General features: G+C 70.4%; 6 protein-coding genes. All 6 read left to right on the top strand.

Annotation, left to right across the window (positions count from 1 at the left end):
• Positions 1-1010 (top strand): cell division protein FtsZ (gene ftsZ / locus RUH65_RS15280; RefSeq protein ID WP_313818493.1); only part of this gene is annotated, 1010 nt, incomplete at its 5' end.
• Positions 1011-1040: 30 nt separating this feature from the next.
• The gene (locus RUH65_RS15275) at positions 1041-2036 is read left to right on the top strand and encodes a polyphenol oxidase family protein (RefSeq protein WP_313818492.1); all 996 of its coding nucleotides are present in this window, start codon (positions 1041-1043) and stop codon (positions 2034-2036) included.
• 10 nt (positions 2037-2046) lie between these two features.
• Positions 2047-2829, top strand: coding sequence for a YggS family pyridoxal phosphate-dependent enzyme (locus tag RUH65_RS15270; protein ID WP_313818490.1), 783 nt, complete (start codon positions 2047-2049; stop codon positions 2827-2829).
• Positions 2830-2909: 80 nt separating this feature from the next.
• A complete protein-coding gene (locus RUH65_RS15265; RefSeq protein ID WP_313818489.1) occupies positions 2910-3476 on the top strand; it encodes a cell division protein SepF in 567 nt (188 codons plus the stop codon).
• A gap of 55 nt (positions 3477-3531) precedes the next feature.
• Positions 3532-3834: a YggT family protein gene (locus RUH65_RS15260; protein ID WP_313818488.1), complete on the top strand. Its 303-nt coding sequence runs from the start codon at positions 3532-3534 to the stop codon at positions 3832-3834.
• 107 nt (positions 3835-3941) lie between these two features.
• Positions 3942-4712, top strand: a complete 771-nt coding sequence (locus tag RUH65_RS15255) for a DivIVA domain-containing protein (protein ID WP_313818487.1) — start codon at positions 3942-3944, stop codon at positions 4710-4712.
• The last annotated feature ends 53 nt before the right edge of the window (positions 4713-4765 follow it).

The following is a 4765-nucleotide window of genomic DNA, read 5'->3' as shown; positions in this document are numbered from 1 at the left end:
GCGCCAACCCCGAGGTCGGCCGCCAGGCCGCCGAGGACCACGCCGAGGAGATCGAGGAGGTCCTGCGCGGAGCGGACATGGTGTTCGTGACCGCAGGAGAGGGTGGCGGCACCGGCACCGGCGGGGCCCCCGTCGTGGCCCGCATCGCCCGCTCGCTCGGAGCCCTGACCATCGGTGTCGTCACGCGGCCCTTCACCTTCGAGGGCCGCCGCCGCGCCACCTCCGCTGAAAGCGGCATCGACGCCCTGCGGGACGAGGTGGACACGCTCATCGTGATCCCGAACGACCGGCTGCTGTCCATCTCGGACCGCAACGTCTCCGTGCTGGACGCCTTCAAGTCCGCGGACCAGGTCCTGCTGTCCGGTGTCCAGGGCATCACGGACCTGATCACCACTCCGGGTCTGATCAACCTCGACTTCGCGGACGTGAAGTCCGTCATGCAGGGCGCCGGATCCGCGCTCATGGGCATCGGTTCGGCGCAGGGTGAGGACCGTGCCGTGAAGGCCGCCGAGCTGGCCATCGCCTCCCCGCTGCTGGAGGCGTCGATCGATGGCGCGCACGGTGTGCTGCTGTCCATCCAGGGCGGTTCCGACCTGGGCCTGTTCGAGATCAACGAGGCAGCCCGTCTGGTCCAGGAGGTCGCCCACCCGGAGGCGAACATCATCTTCGGCGCCGTCATTGACGACGCACTGGGAGACGAGGCCCGCATCACCGTCATCGCCGCCGGCTTCGACCAGGTCGACGCCACCTCCGCGCCGTCCGGCGGTTTCAACACCGGCACCAAGCCGCAGGGCCAGCAGCCCGGGCTGCCGGCGCAGAACGGTGCGGGGCAGGTGCCGCACCAGCCCGTGCCCCATCAGCCCGTCCCGGCCGCCCCGGAGGCCGCGCCGAAGGCCGAGACCTCCGGCTACCAGGCCGAGCCGGCCCAGCAGGACCTGCCGACCGTCGTCGAACCGGACCTGTCCGGTGCCGGCCGTGACGATCTCGATGTCCCCGACTTCCTGAAGTAGTCAGCGGCTGAGGACCGTGCCGGAGGCATCGTGACCGACATCCGGCGACCGGCCGGGGCCATGACGGCCCCGGCCGGTCCGTTCCTGTTCCGGGCCCATCCCGATCCCGGGCTCGAGGTGGCCTTCACCGGCGTCGACGCGGGCAACCTCGCCTTCCATGTCAGCGGTACGCCGGCAGCGGGCAGCACCGGCGACGGGGGCACCGCCGGTGCCGATGACGGCGCCGGGGGCCCTCGTGAGCGGGTCCGGGCGTCCCGCCGCGGAGTCGAGGCGGCCCTGGGTGTCGCGCCCGGGCGCACCGAATACCTCACCCAGGTGCACTCGGCGCGGGTGGTGGCGGCTGCCGGGCGCGGCTGGGATGAATCGCCCGCTGCCCAGGAGGCCGATGCCTTCGTGAGCCCGACCGGCCGGGATCCGCTGGCCATCATGGTGGCGGACTGCGTGCCCGTGGTGTTCGCGTCCCGCCGCTCCGTGGAGTCGCCTGCGGCCGTGGGCCTGAGCAGGGTCTCGGACGGCCGCGCCGGGATATCCGGGCCGGGGCTCGGCGGCGCCGGCCACCTGAACGGCCCCACGGCGGTCGCGCATGCCGGCCGCCGCGGTCTGCTCGACGGCATCCTGCAGAACACGGTGGAGCGGATGCGGCGCGAGGGCTCCGGGCACGAGCCGGGAGACATCCTGGCCTGGATCGGGCCGGCCATCTGCGGCCGCTGCTACGAGGTTCCCGAGCAGATGCGCCTGGACGGTGCCGCGCAGATCCCCGCCACCCACGCCACGACCACCTGGGGGACTCCGGCGCTGGACCTGCCGGCCGGGGCCCAGGCCGTGCTGGAATCCCTTGGCGTCACGGTCCACCGCAGCCCGATCTGCACCCGGGAGGACCCGCGGCTTTTCTCCCATCGACGTGATCCCGGCCGAGGGCGCTTCATCGGGCTGGTGTGGCGGCGTCAGGAGGGGCAGGGCACCGGCCCTGATGAGGGTGGCGAAGGCAGCGAAGGCAATGAAGGCAGTGACGGCAGTGAAGGATGAGCACCCCGGTATGACGGACACGGATCACCCGCAGGACGAGCGCACAGCGGAATTGGGTCGACGCCTGGCTGCGGTGCACCGCCGGGTCGCCGTAGCGGTCGAGGCGGCAGGCCGTCAGGACACCCCGGACCTGGTGGTCGTCACCAAGTTCCATCCGGCTGCCGACGTGCGACGACTGTACTCCTGCGGGGTGCGCCACGTGGGCGAGAACCGTGACCAGGAGGCCAGGGGCAAGGCCGCCGAGGTGGCTGACCTGGCCGAAGCCGGACTCGAGTGGCACTTCATCGGCCAGTTGCAGTCGAACAAGGCCAAGTACGTGGTGCGGTACGCCTCGGCGGTGCATTCGGTGGACCGGGTCTCGCTCGTGGAGGCCCTCTCCTCGGCGATGGACCGGGAGCAGGGGCGACGCCGCGAGGCCGGGGAGCCGATGCGACCATCGATGGACTGCCTGATCCAGGTGGACCTGGACGACCGGGCCGCCGCAGACCGCCCCCCGGGGATCGGGTCGAGGGGCGGCGCCCATCCCGACGAGGTGCCCGGGCTGGCGGCCGCGATCTCCCAGGCGGAGGGGCTGAGGCTCCGGGGTGTCATGGCGGTGGCTCCCGTGGGGCTGGACCCCGTGCCGGCCTTCCATCTCCTCCGGCAGATCTCCGGGGTGGTGTCGGCAGCGCATTCGCAGGCCACCTGGATCTCGGCCGGCATGAGCCAGGACCTGGAACAGGCTGTGGCGGCGGGAACGACACACCTGCGGATCGGCACTGATGTCCTCGGGCCGCGCCCCGACGTGGGTTAACCTCGAAGGTGTCTGCTTCGACGGCGGACGACGCAGGGCCCGGAGCAGGCCGGGCGGATTCCACACGGTGAGGATGTTCGATGGCTGGTGCACTGAAGAAGACCATGATCTACCTCGGGCTCGCCGATGGCGAGGAGCAGTACGAGGAAGAGCAGCGGGCGGCCGAACAGCCCCGTCGGCAGGAGCGGGCCGAGCGGCACGCCGCCGTCGATCCCGCTGATCCGGCCGACGACTGGGAGGACGAGGCCCGGGAGGACCGCCCCCAGCCCGTGCGCGCGGCCCACCCCCAGCCGGCCGAGCGTGAGTACCGCGCACCCGTCACCCCCATCAAGCGGGCCACCCAGTCCCGGGAAGAGGCCTCTGCCGTGCGACAGATCACCACCGTGCACCCGCGTTCCTACAACGACGCCAAGCTCATCGGCGAGTCCTTCCGCGGGGGTATCCCGGTCATCATGAACGTGACGGACATGAGCGAAGCCGATGCCAAGCGTCTGGTGGACTTCTCCGCCGGCCTGGTGTTCGGCCTGCACGGCTCCATCGAGCGCGTCACCAACAAGGTGTTCCTGCTGACGCCGTCCACCGTTCAGGTCCTGGGCGAGGACTCCTCGGAGACCGAAGACCAGGCCCACTTCTTCAACCAGAGCTGACACCGCACCGGCAGGGCTTCCCTGCCGGGACCATGACGGTGTGGAATAGGCTGCCGTGACCCTGATCTTCTCCCTTCTCTATCTTGTCCTGGCACTGGTTCAGTTCCTGCTGCTGATCCGGATCGTCTTCGACGTGGTGCAGTCCTTCGCGCGCTCCTGGCGTCCGAAGGGCATCCTGCTGATGGTGGCCTCCACCGTGTACACCGTCACCGACCCGCCCCTGCGCTGGCTGCGGTCCAAGATCCCGCCGGTGAATCTCGGCGGAATCGGCATCGATGTGGCGTTCTTGATTCTCTTCGTCGTCGTCGTCCTGCTGAAGTCCGTCGTCGCCGCCCTTGCCGTGGGCACGTTGGGCTGATGGTAGCCTGAAGAACAGTGTGGGCCCCGCATGCGGACCAGTATGCGGTGGCCACAAGAAGACCGTTGCCCCTCGAGGGCAGACCAAATACGTATTGGGGTGACCACATGGCTCTGACGCCGGAAGATGTTGTCAACAAGCGGTTCCAGCCGACGAAATTTCGGGAAGGCTACGACCAGGACGAGGTTGATGACTTCCTGGACGAGATCGTGGTCGAACTGCGTCGCCTGAACCAGGAGAACGACGAGCTGCGCCGCAAGGTGTCGGACCTGCAGTCCGGCGGGAGCGGCACGTCCGCCGTTCCGGCTCCGGTGTCGGCTGAGGCCGCCGAGGACCAGGACACCCAGGTCAAGGCCGGCGCTGCCCCGGAGGCCGTGGACTCCACGGACACCACCGAGTCCGCCCAGGTCGAGGACACCCAGGCCAAGGCGGGCGCTGCCCCGGCCACCACGGAGCCGGCCGCTGATGCCGCCGTGCCGGCCGCCGTCGCCGAGCCGAGGGTCACCGAGCGCGCCCCGGCCGCCGCTGCCACGCCCGTGGCCGGCGCTCCCGAATCCACGGCCACGTCCGCCGCAGGCGTGCTGGCCATGGCCCAGAAGCTCCATGACGACTACGTGGCCGAGGGCCAGGCCAAGCGCGAGGAGATCATCCAGGAGGCCCAGACCGAGGCCAACGGGCTGGTCAATGACGCCCAGGAGAAGTCCCGGAAGACGCTGGCCGACCTCGAGGAGAAAAAGTCGGTGCTGGAGCGCAAGGTGGAACAGCTCAAGGGCTTCGAGCGCGACTACCGCGCCCGCCTGAAGGCCTACATCGAGGGCCAGCTCCGCGACCTGCAGAACCAGGGGCCGATCCAGGACGAGGCCGCCGCCTCGAGCTGACCCCGCGACCCGGCCTTCTGGGCCGGACGCGCGTCGACCCCCTGACACAGATC

Origin of the sequence: Citricoccus sp. (assembly GCF_032154715.1) — a bacterium.
Taxonomy (GTDB): Bacteria; Actinomycetota; Actinomycetes; order Actinomycetales; family Micrococcaceae; genus Citricoccus.
This window is presented reverse-complemented; position numbering and strand designations above follow the sequence as displayed.